Origin of the sequence: Natronosalvus caseinilyticus, from assembly GCF_017357105.1 — an archaeon.
GTDB classification, from domain to species: domain Archaea; phylum Halobacteriota; class Halobacteria; order Halobacteriales; family Natrialbaceae; genus Natronosalvus; species Natronosalvus caseinilyticus.
The window spans coordinates 692,857-704,891 of record NZ_CP071596.1 but is presented as its reverse complement, the minus strand read 5'-3'; the positions used below and the strand labels follow the sequence as shown (position 1 = coordinate 704,891).

Annotated in this window: 14 protein-coding genes; 3 read left to right on the top strand and 11 right to left on the bottom strand. The window is 65.3% G+C overall.

Annotation, left to right across the window (positions count from 1 at the left end):
- The first annotated feature begins 22 nt into the window (after nt 1-22).
- Nucleotides 23-424, top strand: coding sequence for a DUF7968 family protein (locus J1N60_RS03415; RefSeq protein WP_312910721.1), 402 nt, complete (start codon nt 23-25; stop codon nt 422-424).
- 153 nt (nt 425-577) lie between these two features.
- On the opposite strand, the gene ddfA is transcribed toward J1N60_RS03415, so the two are convergent.
- The 3 genes from ddfA to J1N60_RS03400 all read right to left on the bottom strand — a co-directional run bounded on the left by ddfA (nt 578) and on the right by J1N60_RS03400 (nt 1,966).
- Nucleotides 578-850, bottom strand: a complete 273-nt coding sequence (ddfA, locus tag J1N60_RS03410; RefSeq protein ID WP_312910719.1) for a DdfA family disk-determining factor — start codon at nt 848-850, stop codon at nt 578-580.
- 121 nt (nt 851-971) lie between these two features.
- Nucleotides 972-1,457, bottom strand: coding sequence for an Lrp/AsnC family transcriptional regulator (locus tag J1N60_RS03405; RefSeq protein ID WP_312910717.1), 486 nt, complete (start codon nt 1,455-1,457; stop codon nt 972-974).
- Between the two features lie 227 nt (nt 1,458-1,684).
- Complete coding sequence (locus J1N60_RS03400) at nt 1,685-1,966, bottom strand: WNWW family protein (RefSeq protein ID WP_312910715.1); 282 nt, start codon at nt 1,964-1,966, stop codon at nt 1,685-1,687.
- Between the two features lie 316 nt (nt 1,967-2,282).
- On the opposite strand from J1N60_RS03400, the gene J1N60_RS03395 reads away from it, so the two are divergent.
- Nucleotides 2,283-3,284: a lipid II:glycine glycyltransferase FemX gene (locus tag J1N60_RS03395; protein ID WP_312910713.1), complete on the top strand. Its 1,002-nt coding sequence runs from the start codon at nt 2,283-2,285 to the stop codon at nt 3,282-3,284.
- A gap of 102 nt (nt 3,285-3,386) precedes the next feature.
- Here the strand turns inward: J1N60_RS03395 and J1N60_RS03390 are convergent, their stop codons facing one another.
- A complete protein-coding gene (locus J1N60_RS03390) occupies nt 3,387-6,962 on the bottom strand; it encodes a DNA polymerase II large subunit (RefSeq protein ID WP_312910711.1) in 3,576 nt (1,191 codons plus the stop codon).
- A gap of 1 nt (nt 6,963) precedes the next feature.
- Complete coding sequence (locus tag J1N60_RS03385) at nt 6,964-7,383, bottom strand: PPC domain-containing DNA-binding protein (protein WP_312910709.1); 420 nt, start codon at nt 7,381-7,383, stop codon at nt 6,964-6,966.
- A 148-nt stretch (nt 7,384-7,531) separates the two neighbouring features.
- Between J1N60_RS03385 and yciH the strand changes: the two genes are divergently transcribed.
- Nucleotides 7,532-7,825 (top strand): stress response translation initiation inhibitor YciH, encoded by a 294-nt coding sequence (gene yciH / locus J1N60_RS03380; protein ID WP_253431440.1) that lies wholly within the window; start codon nt 7,532-7,534, stop codon nt 7,823-7,825.
- A gap of 491 nt (nt 7,826-8,316) precedes the next feature.
- Here the strand turns inward: yciH and J1N60_RS03375 are convergent, their stop codons facing one another.
- From J1N60_RS03375 to J1N60_RS03350, 6 genes are all read right to left on the bottom strand, one after another.
- Nucleotides 8,317-8,730 (bottom strand): rhodanese-like domain-containing protein, encoded by a 414-nt coding sequence (locus J1N60_RS03375; RefSeq protein ID WP_312910706.1) that lies wholly within the window; start codon nt 8,728-8,730, stop codon nt 8,317-8,319.
- Between the two features lie 51 nt (nt 8,731-8,781).
- On the bottom strand, nt 8,782-9,369 hold the full coding sequence (locus J1N60_RS03370) for an NUDIX hydrolase (protein WP_312912526.1): 588 nt from the start codon (nt 9,367-9,369) through the stop codon (nt 8,782-8,784).
- Nucleotides 9,359-9,790 carry a hypothetical protein gene (locus J1N60_RS03365; protein WP_312910704.1) on the bottom strand — a complete coding sequence of 144 codons (432 nt, stop codon included), beginning with the start codon at nt 9,788-9,790 and terminating at the stop codon, nt 9,359-9,361. Before J1N60_RS03365 ends, J1N60_RS03370 begins: the two co-directional genes overlap by 11 nt.
- A gap of 668 nt (nt 9,791-10,458) precedes the next feature.
- Complete coding sequence (locus J1N60_RS03360) at nt 10,459-10,869, bottom strand: DUF5809 family protein (protein WP_312910702.1); 411 nt, start codon at nt 10,867-10,869, stop codon at nt 10,459-10,461.
- Nucleotides 10,870-10,894: 25 nt separating this feature from the next.
- Nucleotides 10,895-11,383: a DUF5810 domain-containing protein gene (locus J1N60_RS03355; protein WP_312910700.1), complete on the bottom strand. Its 489-nt coding sequence runs from the start codon at nt 11,381-11,383 to the stop codon at nt 10,895-10,897.
- A gap of 36 nt (nt 11,384-11,419) precedes the next feature.
- Nucleotides 11,420-12,016 carry a class I SAM-dependent methyltransferase gene (locus tag J1N60_RS03350; RefSeq protein ID WP_312910698.1) on the bottom strand — a complete coding sequence of 199 codons (597 nt, stop codon included), beginning with the start codon at nt 12,014-12,016 and terminating at the stop codon, nt 11,420-11,422.
- Nucleotides 12,017-12,035: the final 19 nt, after the last annotated feature.

Below are 12,035 nucleotides of genomic sequence, written 5' to 3'. Positions count from 1 at the left end.
CGCTCGAGCGCGTAGCCGTCGTATGGAACACTCGAGTGACGCGAGTACAGCACGCGATGGGACTTCGGGGAGCGACGCGGTTGTGGAGCCGAACGCGGACGGGACCGGCGGACGGGCGGCCGCTCGGCTCGTCCTCTCGTACCCCGAGGACCTCTCGGACTGGGGGCGGTTTCAGGTCGAGAAACCGGCGTTTCGGGCCTTCCTTCGCAAGACTCGCGAGCGGGCCGAACCGGGAGACGTCTGGGAGGAGTTCGTCGGCGTCGGCTGCTGCGGGAACACCCTCGACGTCCCTCTGCGCGTCGAGTCCGTCGACGGCGGGGCGCGAATCGGGCCGGAGACCGAAATCGACTACGAGGTCCGGGAAGCCTGCGGCCTCGAGGGGAGCTGGCGCGTCCAGAGCGCGGGCGGTCCCAGCCGTTCGTGAGTGGTTTCGAGTCCGGTAGCGCAGTGACCAGCCGGGACATAGCCGGGCGTCGGGCCGAGGGACATCTGGCTATCGGACGCTCACTCACCGCTGTGGGCGTGCGAGACGAGTGAATAATGGATCCAGTCCGACCGCCACGATCACTCGTGGTCGCTACCGTTCGGTAGTGTCTCTCACGGAAACGTCCCCGTCCCCCCGGACGGTGACGTCGTACCCCAGGTACTCGAACGTAACTTCGCCGGATTCGCGCGGTCGGCCGCGACTGGTCGGCGCGAAGAGCGCGTTGAGCGCCTCGGGATCGATCACGTCGTAAAGCGGCGGTTGTAGCTCCATCGGGTCCGTTCCTTCTCGGTCGGCGACGAGTTCGACGACGGTCGTGACGGGCGAGCTGGAGGAGACTGATTGCGTGGGTGTCGCGGTTTCCATCACCGCTAGGGAGCCGATGGATACGTATAAATCCCTCCACCAGTTCCGGGAGACCTGGATTTTACCGCCGAACGCTGCTTATTCCACAGAAAACAGATTGAAACTTGAGGGCGACCGTTTCTCAGTCCTCTCCCGAGGGAACGTCCTTGCCGAAGTGATCGAACGGCTGGACGTACTCGTCGTCCAGCACCTCCGATCGAACGATCTCGAGGCCGCACTCGCGGATCGAGTTCGCGATGTTCGACACGTCGTTCGTGTCCGTGCCGACGACTCTGATGTGATAGTTCTCTCGACCGGCGAGCAGTTTCCGGACGGAGACGACGCCGTGTTTCTCCAGTAAGTCCTCGGTGAGGGGTTCGGATGGATTGTTCGCGGTGCAGGTGAAGAGGATCGACAGCTGATAGCCCGCCCGCTCGTAGTCGATCTTCGGAACGTATCCCCTGATCACGCCCTCGTCCTCGAGCGCTTCGATTCGATTCCGGACGGTGCTCGCGGAGACGCCCACGGCCTCCCCGATCTCCCTGGCTCTGTTGTTCCGGGCGTCTAGTTGGAGCATGTGGAGGATCCCCCGGTCGGTCTCGTCGAGTGCTGACTGTCGTCCACCCATACCTGCCGGTACCGGCGAGACGGAGATGTATCTTGTGTGCGCAGGCGTCTGGTCGTCTTCACGGGTAGCTCGACTCCGATATTCTGCTGTTTACGTCACTCTCGAATCCCGTCGTTCGCGCCGCTCTCGAGGTACTCGATGGCGTGATGCTCGACCCGGCTGCCGACTCAGTCTAAAACTATATTTTCTATAGTAATACTGGCGACCGCCGTCGTCCAGGCCGTGTCTCAGCCGTCGCGGTAGCGCTGAATGCCGAACTGGCCGTACCCCCCGTAGGCGACCTCGAGCGACCCGATCCACCAGTTCCACCGGTCCGCGGGCGTGCCGTGGGGCGCGTCCGCGAGTTCCTCGAGCACCGCCTCGGTGGTCAACTCGGCACCCACGTCGGCCTCGTACTGTCCGGAGTCCGCGAGGTCGACGGCCTGGCGGATGACGACGCGGGACTCGCCTACCGTCCCGCCGAAGCGGTTCCGGAGGCGGACCTCGAGCGGGCCTGGCTCGACGGTCACGGTCGCGAGCTCGCGAAACCGGATTGGCACGCTGTACGCTTTCTCCGGTGCAGGTGACGACGGGTAGCGATTCCGGTAGTGTCTGTAGGTGTCATGTGTAGTAGTACTCCCGCATTCCTCGCGAATGATTGAAAAACTGGTCACTGGTTCGTCTCCGTTCGCGTCGCTACTGGTCACGACTCCGGTTGTTTCAGGCCAACAGGAGTGAAAACGGCGACTGCGACACTTTTCAGCGAAATGCGTGAAAGAACTTTACACGGGGTTCTCGTCCGTAGGAGTGCTGCGTGCCGTCCAGTACGCCGATACGGTGAGGAAAATGACCATCGACGTGTCCCCCGTAGACGACCCGGACGAGTGGAATAGCCTGGTCGAACAGTCACCCCATCGGACGCCCTTCCACCGCTACGAGGCCCTGGAAGTCATGGAAGACTACGCCGGAACGCTGTATCCGTACGTCGGGTACAAAGGTAACCAGCCGGTCGGACTCTTTCCGGTGTTCTCCAACTCGAAAGGTCCCGTTCAAACGGCCTATTCCCCGCCGACCGGTTTGCGAGTTAACTACCTTGGGCCGATACTGCTCAACCAGGACTCGCTGAAAGAACGAAAAGCGTTGCGGCGCCACAACCGCTTCGTCGCGTCCGTCGACGAGGCGATTCGGGACACGATCGGTCCAGCGTACATCTACGTCCAGACCGCCACGGAGTACGGCGATCCGCGGCCGTTCTTCTGGAACGAGTACGCCGCACGCAAGCCGTACTTCACGTACGCCGTCGATCTCACGCCGTCGGAAGAGGATTTGCTGATGACGTTCAGCAGCGACCTCCGGCAAAACATTCGAAACACGCCGGACGACAGCTACGAAATAACGGAAACGAACGGTGCAGAGATACCCGCTATCATCGACGGGCTACGGAAACGACACGACGAGTACGCCGCACCGCCGGCGTTCTTTTCGGCCCTATACGGCGCACTTCCCGACGGGCTCATGCGCGTGTACCGGTTCGACGCCGATGGCGAACTCGTCGGTGGTCAGATCACCCTGGAAGACGATAGAACGCTGGTCACGTGGCAGGGGGTTAGCAATCGCGACCACAGCGTCCCGGTGATGGACCTCATGCTCTGGCACGTCATCTGCCAGGCGCGCGACCGCGGCCTCGAGCGCCTCGACCACGGCGGAGCGAATCTCTACGGGCTCTCCGAGTACAAGGCGAAGTTCGCCCCAGAGGTTCGAATGTACCACCGACTGAGCTGGTCGAGCCCACTGGCTGCCGTGTACAGCGGATTCAAAACGAATATCGTCGACAACCTCCGGAGTTAACCGGTCCGCCGCCGAGCGCCGAGCCAGAGGTGTGCGACGCGAGCCAGAAGCACGGTTGATCCGACGAGACGTCCGAACAGAGACGCTCACCACTAGCCGCGGTCACATGAAGTCGGCGATGCCACTTTGCTTGTTCTTGTCGTTCTCGAAGACGCTCTCCAGGGACTTCTCGAGCACTTCCAGCCGTTGTTTGGTGTAGTCTCGACAGCCGTACTCCTCGGCGACGTCGATGGCCGTCTGCATATACTTGTTGACCGACCCCTTGTGGACAGTCAGGTTGACGCGGCCGCCACACTCCCGGCAGACCTCGGTGAGGGGCATCCGTCGGAACTTCTCCCCGCAGTCGAGACACCGCGTCTCCTGACGCGAGAACGCCCGCAGGTTGCCGATGAGGTCGGGCAGGAAGTGGTACTCGATGACCCGCTCGGCGACGTCCGTCTCGTCGACGGCCTCGAGTTTGCGCGCCAGCTCGAGCTGGGCATCCATCTTGTCCATCATCGACCCGAGCGTCTTGTAGGCAGAGAGATCCGGCCCCATGGCGATGTCGGTGGTGTCGTGGGTGTGCCCGAAGCCGGTGTACTCGCGGTCGGTTCCCAGCGTATCTTCCGCGATTTCGACGATGTCCTCGACGTCACCGGGGTCGGCCTGCTCGAGGGTGGCCTCGTAGAATTCGTGGGGATAGTGGGAGACGACGTCCATGTTGTGGGCCTCGTCGTCGATCTCGGAGGGGTCGATCCTCGAGGACATGACGAGGGGGGCGTCCATGCGGCCGCCCCGTTTGTCTGGCAAGAAGCTAATACTAAAGTTCAGCAATCCGTCCATGAGAAGCATCACACAATCTTCATCTCCGTCACAGTTGCGTCTTTTTGCTGCATGGAAAAACGGGTGCGCGTAGCCGACGGCGGCGCTCGTGAAACCGATCACTCTCCCGACAGTAGCTGCGGAGGTGTGCGGTGCCATACCAAATACTAGCTCGCCGACGAGTTCCTGGCGATCGTCAATCTCGTAGAACGGCTCGAGCCCGTAGTACTGCGCGAGCAGGTCGTCGATGAAGTCGGCGGTCTGCATCATGTGCTCGGCCGCCCCGTCCGAGAGGACGATGTCCTGGACCTTGAGCTCGACCAGCTGGTCCTCGTGGGTCAGCGGTTCGCCGTGGACGTCCTCCTCGTATCCCAGGGCCTCGAGCTGGCCGACGGTAATGTCGAGTTCGCTGGCTCGGACCGAGGTGACGGGGAGGTCGGTCATGTCGTAGCGAACCGTGCCGTCCTTGAACGTCGAGACGTCGTGTTTCGCCCGGAGCACTCCTTTCTCCATCGGTTCGGGCACTTTGGTCGTCGAGGTGAGCCCCTTGACGCCTTTCAGGATCTCGAAGGCGTTCTCGCGCTCGCCGACGGCCTCGAGGGCGTCTCGATACACCTCGTGGACGTCGATCTCCGTGTGTTCGACGCAGGTCGCCTCGATCTCACAGCGGTCGCACTCGACACGGCCCGCCTCGTCGGGGTCGACCCGGGACTCACAGGAGGGACACTCGTAGTCCGGGACGGTCCGCTCGCTGCACTCGGGACAGCGATTCTTGAACGTGGTCTCGCCGCAGTCCTCACAGCGCTTGCGCCCGATCTCGAGCTCGACGACGCCGGGCGTGTCGCTCATCGTCTCGGCGTACTTGCCGGCGTCGGCGACGTTGCGCTGGGCGCCGCCGGCCTCGCCGATGGGAAAGAGGGTGTGGACGGGCGGGCTGAGGTCCCGGCGCTCGGACTTCTCGGGTCGTCCCATTCGCGTGCCGATGCGGGTCGGGGCCCGTTCGCGGACCGCGACGGGGGCGACCTCGTTGACCGCCTCGATGGCGTTGTCGCCGTCCTCGTCTACTCCCCAGGTGCGTGCCCGTTCGCTCAGGTCCTCGAGCGACCAGGTGCGCTCGAGGTCCGCCGTCAGCCCCAGGCTGCGTACGAACGGCTCCCAGTCGTCGACCTCGATTCGCTCGGGGCGCTGACGGTGTTCGATGACGATGGTCTCGAGCGCCTCGCGGGTAGCGTCGGTGTGCTCCAGGACGAGTGCCTCGCCACCTGTGCCTTCGCCCTCGACCGTCCCGTCGCTCACGGCCTCGGCCAGCCCGTTGAACGCCGCGACCGAAAGGTCGTGCCACTGGTAGGTGTATGTCGGATGGAGCGGGGCGTCGTACTCGAGCGCCCACTCGAGGACCTGCTCGGCGGGCGGGTCCTCGAGGTCGATCCGGGGGTCGTCCTCGAGCGCCTGGACGTCCGCGCCCGCGGCCTCGAGGTCCTGGACCCACCACTCGACGGCGTAGGCGGCGGGCGCGAGCGCGTGGTTGTTCTCGACGAACTCGCCGTAGTTGACCAGGTACTCGCCGGCGTCCAGGATCTTCTCGATTCCGTTGCGGACCTCGAGGGCCTCCTCGACGTCGTCGATCCGGCGGACATCGCCGTTGGCCAGGCGGACGGTGGGCCCCTCGATGCTGTCGACCGGGATCACCCCGGCGGCCTTGCCGGGGCGTTCGGTCTTGATCTGGGTGCCCGTCGCGAGGAAGTCGTCCAGGATGTGCATCGAGGCGGGGTGGACGCCCGCGGTCGCGAAGCCGTGGTTTCGCGCGCGGCCGTAGCGCAGGCGAAAGCCTCCCTCGGCACAGGGGTGAGAGAAGACCGGGCGACCGGCGATCAGGTCCCGGAGGAACTTCGTGGCGGGTTCGACGCGCGGGGGGCCCGCGTGCTGGTCCTCGTCGGGTTCGGGACTCGAGTCGTCGGTGCTTGCCCCCTCGTCTCTGTCCCCGTCTCCGTCGCCCTCATCTCCGTCCTCGCCTTCACCCGCCGACGCCTCGTCGTTGTAGTAGGTCCCGTCGATCAGATCCTGGAGCCACGGCCAGTCGATCTCGTCGAGCTGGGACGTATAGCGCTGGATCTTGGGCGCCTTCAGCGCGATTCCTTCGGCCATCACCAGACACATCCCGCCGCGCGCGGAGTTGGTGTCGACGCGCTCGAGGTCCCGAAAGCCCGAGACCTCCTCGTCGCCCGTCGCCTCCCCGTCGAGCATGATCGGGAGGTGTTTAGCGATAAACTTCGTCTCCTCGTCCTTCGGGGAGTACTGCAACCCGGTTTCCTTGTCGTAGAGGCCGACCTCCTCGGCGTAGCGTTCGATCTCCTCCTGGCGGGCCTCGTAGGTCTCGAGGCCGACCAGTGCGCGGGTGTAGTCCGCGACCAGCACCGAGAGGGCCTGGGCGGTCCCGCCCGCGGAACGAATCGGCCCTGCGTAGTAGACGTTGACGAACTCGGTGCCGTCGTCGTTGGTGAGGATCTCGACCTTGTCGATGCCCTCGATCGGTGCCGCGACGACCCCTTCGGTCAGGAGGGCAACTGCGGTCCGGACCGCCCCCTCGACCTTCCCGGCTTTCGTCTCGTAGTCACCGACGGAGCCGTCGGCGAAATCTTCTGCGAGCGCGAGGGCGGCCTCCTCGCGGGACATCTGCCCCTCGAGTTCGCGCACGCGCTCGGCAACGCCGTCGATTCCGAGAATGTTCTCGACGCGGTCGGCCATGTCCTTCGCGACCGGGATTTCGACCTCCGGTTTCGGGTCGTCGCCCCGCTGTTTGGCGGTTTCGGCGACGTCCATGGCTTCCTCGAGCTGGGATTCGAGCGTCTCGAAGTAGCGCTCGTCCTCGGCCCGCATGTTAGAGCCAGAGGTCGAGGTCGGTGGTCTCGTCGTGCTCGCGCTCGAGGGACTCCTCGAAGGTGCGCATGTACACTTCGCCCGCGAAGACGGTCGCGGCGTTCAGGTGGCCCGCGAGGGCCGTCCCGTCGGGTCGCGAGAGGACGGCGTGGGTGTGGGCGAACCGGTCTCCCTCCAGCCAGGAGACGTTCCCCACGCAACTGGCCACCTCGAGCGGCTCGTCGAAGGAGACGGGTTCGTACTCGAGGGTGTCCTGATCGTAGAACCAGAGTTCGGCGTCCTGGACGGCCCCGAGGGCGGTGAACCAGGCGGCGTCGGCGTCGACCTCGGTCGCGAGCGACTCGATCTCGGCCCGCCAGTCGGCGCCGTGGTCGAGGCTGGCGACGTACTCTCCCGTCGGTTCGACTGCGCGATAGTTCATGCCAACACCCTGGACGCGCAGACGGGAAAATCCCATCGGTTGTCAGGCGACTTCCGGCAGCGGCGGCTCGAGCGTCCGACCGCTGGAGGGGGAAGACGGTTGCGGTCCCGATAGTGTTTAATATGCTCATTCCGTACGGGCGAACGTAATGTCGGAAGTCTGCTCGACGTGCGGGCTGCCCCAGGAACTCTGCGTCTGCGAGGACGTGGCCAAGGGCCAGCAGCAACTCACCATCCGCATTGACGAGCGCAGATACGGTAAAGAGGTAACGGTCATCGAAGGATTCGACCCCAAAGACGTCGATCTCGACAGTCTGTCGTCGGATCTGAAATCGAAGTTCGCCTGTGGCGGGACCGTCGAGGACAGCCACATCGAACTCCAGGGTAACCACCGCGGCCGCATCGAGGACTTCCTCCGCGATCGCGGGTTCAACGTCGCCTGACCGTCGATGCGCTGACCGGACTTCCGATCCACGGTGGGTCGCGAACCGAACGAAAATAGCACCTGCGGTGCGGTTTTTCGTTTTCGTATGCCTCGAGCGGTGACGCCGCTCTCCCGTTTTTCGTGTGACGCGTCCGAACACGCCTCGAGTCGTACAACTCGAGTAACGACGCCATCTTCGGACCAGTCCCTCGAGGATTCGAATACGCCGACAGCAAAACCGGCCACGTGGGGGGTGTGGCCGGGTGCTGATGCGGCTCTCAGCCCGCTGAAATCCTGACGGTCTGTCCCATGTGGTGCGATGCGGAACCAGACCATCCGCATGTGCATCATTCACAGGGATGATTGTTCGGCCGTCATAGTCAGGGTCGTTACAACGGGGTGGTCGTCGTTCGACACTCGTTCCGTTCGAGTCGCGTCTGCCAGATCGATTCGGCAACTGGTACAGTAATTGCCCCCGCGACGACCGCGAGTGGATACCTACCCGTAGAATCAGAACGGCGCACTCGAGTCGGCGTTCCCTCGAGTACCGTGTTTGCCCTCGCCGCGCTCGTCTCGCCCGTCTCGCTCGCTGCTCTCGCCGTCGTCGGCCGCCAACTCGTAGGCCTCGGCCCAGGCCTCGAGTCCCCCGGCCATGCTCTCGACGCGGGCGTCCGCGCTCCCCTCGTAGGAGCCGATGAGCCGTGCCGCCTGGACGCTCGCCTGCCCGTGCGGGCAGACGGTGACGATCCGGTCGGCGCCGTCGAAGTCCTCGATTTTCGCCGTTAGCTCGTGAAACGGGACGTTCTCGCTGCCGGGAATGTGGCCGCGTTCGAAGCTCGTCCGGTCGCGAATGTCGACGATCCGCACGTCGGCGTCGGACTCGAGCAGTGCCGAGACGTCGTCAGTGGAGATTTCGCCGTCCATCGTGTTGGTCGGGATTGGGCCTCGAGCGGGTTAAACGATACTCATAGTCCTCTAGAGCAACCCGTCCTCGCGGGCCAGCAACAGCGCGCTCAGCGTCGAGTCGTTCGCCGGCTCCTCGCGCGCTCGAGCCAGCGCCTCGCCCTTCGGGATCGTCCGCACCTCGAGGAACTCGTTGCCGTCGAGGTCGCGCTCGCCGGGTTCGAGCCCCTCCGCGTACACGACGCCGCGGTCGTGGCGAAGGACGCCAGTCGCGACGCGGTACTCCTGTAAGAGGGCGAGACTCGAAGGGCGAAAGCCGGTCTCCTCCTCGAGTTCGCGCGCGGCTGCGGCGGTGTAGGACTCACCCGCTTCGACGATGCCGGCGGGCAACTCGAGGTGGGTTTCCCGGATTGCGGGACGGTACTGCTCGACGAACAGGATCGACTCCTCGGTCGCCGCGACGATCACCACTGCCGGGGGGAGGTCGGCCCAGTAGTAGCGCTTCTCGGAGCCGTCGGGCTGTTCGACCAGATCGTAGCCGCCGTCGTACCAGCCGGTTTCGTACTCGGTCTGCGACTCGAGCACGGGCCACGCCGGTGCATCCTCGGTAGTACCCGAGTTGGCGTCGGCACCCCCGTCGTCCGCGTCGTCAGGGTCCATCGACATCGCTAGCTGGTGTGATCTCGAGGCGGTAGTAGGTACCGTTTCGCTCGAGGTAGACCACGTCCGCCTCGGGGTCGGTCGCCGCGCGATTCCACGTCTCGAACTCGCTGAACTCGTCGAACGGCGTGTGGGTGAACGCCGACTCGAAGCCGAACCGCCCCTCCTCGTAGGCCGCCGAGCGGCCGTCCTCGAGCGCGCCCGTCGTGTACGGGAAGCGGTTCTCCGAGAGGTTCTCGGCGGCGATCGTCCCCGTGACGTTCGCCTCTGGCGGTTCGCCGTCCTCGAGGTTGACCTCGTTCGCGACCACGTAGTAGACGTCCCCGCCGCCGATCAGCGCGGGGACGGCGCCGAGGACGACCAGGAGGGCGAGCAGCACGAGAACGAAGATCGAGACGAGGAGGAGGGTCCGTCGGCGCATTAGTCGACCATCGGGACCGACGGAGGATACGCGTTTCGCCGGCGCTTCGTCGGCGTTCCGCCGTCACTTCGTCGTCTCGATAACGCTTTCGCGCAGGCGGGAGTGGATGGAGTCCGCGAGACGCGCCAGCACGCTCATATAAACGCCCTCGAAATTACCGCAGGGTTGCTATCCTGGTGTGGTCCCTCTAGGGGCCCACATGGACGACCAGGTTGCGGGAGACGACGCCGCCGAACCGGTGTCAAACGAAGTCGCAGGTGAAGACGAAGGTGGTGTCGATAGCGAGCACGAGCGCGAACGCGTGCAGAAAGTCGCGGCGATCTGTACGTCTTGCGGGGCGGCGTACGCAGCGGAGCGGTGGTCCGACGAAAAAATCCGCCCGATTGGGCGACGAGAGGGCTGCCGGTGCGGCGGAACGTCGTTCGAGGTGGTCGACGACTCGAGTTCGGATTTGGGGTCGCGTTCGGATTCGGATTCGAGTTCAGGTCCAAACTCATCCTGATTGCCGTCCCTACGGGCGCCGGTCTCCGCGTCGCTCCACGAACGCCGCGATCTCGAGACGCTGGTGCACGCGCTCTTCGCCGCTCACCCGGGATGGTTCGCTCGAACGTTCTCACCAGATGACGCGCTACGTCCACCCGGTCGCCGATGCGACACTTGAAAAGATCCTATAGCTGGTCGCGGTACAGTCGGCCGAACGCCTGACGCCGAAGCGTCGCGATGGCGGCTTCCTCTTTCTCGTGGAAAGTCGCGGCGACGGCCTCGCCGGTCGGGGCGGCGTGCCAGACCACGTGATCGACGTGCTCGCTCCCCGCCTCGACCACCTCGCCGTCGTACGTCTCGCGCCAGTCCTCGTACTCCTTGCGGGTGCCGACGCGAACCTCGAGCAAACTCGCGAACAGGGCGTCTCGAGCCGTCTCCACGACGTCGCTCGAGACGCGGTCGGCGTACTCCTCGCGGTCGAAATCCATGGCTTTGGCGACCTCGCGGACGACGGTCTGGGCGGCGGGGCCCACCGATTCGTACTGGTCGCTCGCGTCCTCGAGCGTCTCGGGGGCGAAGGTACCGGCGGTGTGCATGTCGAGAGGGTCGGCGGGCGGACAGTTACGCGTTTTCGTTTCCAGTTTCGTCCTCGAGGCGTGTCTCCGGGTCGCCCTCGTCTCCCGTAGCGCCGCCCTCCATTCGATCCGTCAGCGCCATCGCCTCCTCGAGGACGTCCCTGGTTTCGGCGGTCACGTCCCCCCGTCCAGGCCCACGCGCCTGTCGGGCGATGGCGTCCTCGAGCCTGGGATCTTTCGGGTCTTTCGGGTCCCTCGAGTTCTGCTGGGTCCTCGCGCCCGCCCCCCGCTCCGACTGCGCGACCGAACCCGGCCCCTCGGGAGCGTCTTTCGAGACCGGCAACTCCACCTCGAGCGCGTGCGGGGTGACGGCGTCGGCGAGTTCGTCCCGCGTTCTCGAGTCCCAGTTGGGAGCGTGCTCCTCGAGCCACTCGAGGTGGGCGGTGCGACCGAGCGACGCGGTGACGGCGAGGTGGTCGGCGAGCTGGCGGCCGTCGGTGACGCCCGCCTCACAGATTGGACAGACGTATCCCATGGGTCATGCTACGACGCGCGAGTCAAAAGTTAATTGCTATTCGGCAGGCGTACGAGCGATCGCGGAGACCCACCCGTCTAGCTCGGTCACCGTCACCCGTTCGAACCCGGCCGCCTCGAGCAGGTCGCGAATCTCCGCCGATCGGTAGGGCTCGAAGTGGCGGTCGCTCCCGTCGCGGGCGGCCAGGTCCGGTCGTTTGACGGAGAGGTACAGAACGGCGTCGGCGTCGAGCACCCGTCGGAACTCGCGGAGCGTCGCGGGCGCGTCCGCCCGTGGGACGTGGAGAAACGATGCGCACGCCCAGAGGCCGTCGACCGCGCCGGTCGCGACGGGGAGCGCGCGCATGTCGCCTCGAAGGAACGACGCCGACGGGACGGCCGCCGTCGCCGCCCGGAGGAACGACTCGGTCGGATCCAGGCCAACGGCGTCGTAGCCGCGGGCCTCGAGCGCCGCCGAGTCTACGCCGGGGCCACAGCCGACGTCGAGGACGCGCGTCCTGCCAGTGGCCTCGAGCGCCTCGAGGAACGCCTCGCCGTACCGGGCGAGCACCGACTCGGTCCGGTACTTCTCGACGTAGGCGTCGGCGTCCGATTCGTAGGCCTGCAGGGTTCGAGCGACCTCGTCTTCGCTCATACCGGCGTCTTTCGGGCCG

Excerpts from the sequence above, each read along its gene's own strand:
- J1N60_RS03395 (WP_312910713.1), top strand. The coding sequence starts at position 2,283 with ATGACCATCGACGTGTCCCCCGTAGACGACCCGGACGAGTGGAATAGC.
- J1N60_RS03390 (WP_312910711.1), bottom strand. The coding sequence starts at position 6,962 with ATGCGGGCCGAGGACGAGCGCTACTTCGAGACGCTCGAATCCCAGCTC.
- J1N60_RS03405 (WP_312910717.1), bottom strand. The coding sequence starts at position 1,457 with ATGGGTGGACGACAGTCAGCACTCGACGAGACCGACCGGGGGATCCTC.
- J1N60_RS03365 (WP_312910704.1), bottom strand. The coding sequence starts at position 9,790 with ATGCGCCGACGGACCCTCCTCCTCGTCTCGATCTTCGTTCTCGTGCTG.
- J1N60_RS03385 (WP_312910709.1), bottom strand. The coding sequence starts at position 7,383 with ATGAACTATCGCGCAGTCGAACCGACGGGAGAGTACGTCGCCAGCCTC.
- J1N60_RS03415 (WP_312910721.1), top strand. The coding sequence starts at position 23 with ATGGAACACTCGAGTGACGCGAGTACAGCACGCGATGGGACTTCGGGG.
- J1N60_RS03370 (WP_312912526.1), bottom strand. The coding sequence starts at position 9,369 with ATGGACCCTGACGACGCGGACGACGGGGGTGCCGACGCCAACTCGGGT.
- J1N60_RS03375 (WP_312910706.1), bottom strand. The coding sequence starts at position 8,730 with ATGGACGGCGAAATCTCCACTGACGACGTCTCGGCACTGCTCGAGTCC.
- J1N60_RS03355 (WP_312910700.1), bottom strand. The coding sequence starts at position 11,383 with ATGGGATACGTCTGTCCAATCTGTGAGGCGGGCGTCACCGACGGCCGC.
- ddfA (WP_312910719.1), bottom strand. The coding sequence starts at position 850 with ATGGAAACCGCGACACCCACGCAATCAGTCTCCTCCAGCTCGCCCGTC.
- J1N60_RS03360 (WP_312910702.1), bottom strand. The coding sequence starts at position 10,869 with ATGCACACCGCCGGTACCTTCGCCCCCGAGACGCTCGAGGACGCGAGC.
- J1N60_RS03350 (WP_312910698.1), bottom strand. The coding sequence starts at position 12,016 with ATGAGCGAAGACGAGGTCGCTCGAACCCTGCAGGCCTACGAATCGGAC.
- yciH (WP_253431440.1), top strand. The coding sequence starts at position 7,532 with ATGTCGGAAGTCTGCTCGACGTGCGGGCTGCCCCAGGAACTCTGCGTC.